At 28.2% G+C, this 386-nt stretch carries 1 protein-coding gene; it reads right to left on the bottom strand.

The genetic code is table 11. The features are described 5' to 3' along the window. A partial coding sequence (locus QWI17_RS19145) for an ATP-binding cassette domain-containing protein (protein WP_302724136.1) occupies positions 1-266 on the bottom strand: 266 nt, incomplete at its 3' end. Between the last annotated feature and the right edge of the window lie 120 nt (positions 267-386).

The raw sequence follows: 386 nt of genomic DNA on the forward strand, positions 1-386 counted from the left end.
TTATCTTCAATTTTCAGTACTTGAGCTATTGTTAACTGATCGAATTGTCCGAAAATTTGTGGAACATAATAAGGTTCGGTTTCAATGTTTATTATTCCGTTTGATGATTGACTTTTTTTGGCGATAATTTTCAATAAAGTAGATTTTCCTACTCCGTTATTACCAATTAAAGCAATTTTTTCTTGATTTTGTACTGTTAAATTAATGTCGCTAAACAGTATATCCTTGTTTGGATGTTGATATGAAATATTTTGTAAAGTAAGCATAATTCCTTTCTTTAGAAGTGAAACAATACAGCAACCGTTTTGAGGTTGTTGTTCTGATTTGTCTGAAAGAAATTATTTTTTACATTGTATCTTACTTAAATTTTGATTCTGCGAATATAC

This window comes from Gilvimarinus gilvus (genome assembly GCF_030518155.1).
GTDB classification, from domain to species: domain Bacteria; phylum Pseudomonadota; class Gammaproteobacteria; order Pseudomonadales; family Cellvibrionaceae; genus Gilvimarinus; species Gilvimarinus gilvus.